The 306-nt window shown below is 28.4% G+C and carries 1 protein-coding gene; it reads left to right on the forward strand.

Features of this window, described 5'->3' with window-relative positions; translation table 11 throughout:
* Window positions 1–306: ABC transporter substrate-binding protein (locus tag NG904_RS16510; protein ID WP_252232796.1), on the forward strand; the 306-nt coding region annotated here is incomplete at both ends.

Below are 306 nucleotides of genomic sequence, written 5' to 3' on the forward strand. Positions count from 1 at the left end.
AACAGATACTGAATTGAAAGGTAAAGAAATAGTAGAAAACATGAAAAAAGAAGTTAATGCAATAAAAACTATTTCTGATACTATTACAGAAAAGAAAAGTGTCTATTTTGAAATAGGCTCAGGTTCAGGTTTATTTACTTTTGGTAAAGATACTTTTTTAAATGAAATGATAGAAGTAGTTGGAGCTAAAAATATTTTTGGAGACCAAAATTCTTGGATAACAACTTCAGAAGAGTCAGTAATTGCAGCAAATCCAGATGTTATTTTAACAAATAATTTAGGGCTTAGCGGAAATGAAAAAACTGC

Origin of the sequence: Clostridium sp. ZBS15 (assembly GCF_023845705.1) — a bacterium.
GTDB lineage: Bacteria > Bacillota > Clostridia > Clostridiales > Clostridiaceae > Clostridium > Clostridium aquiflavi.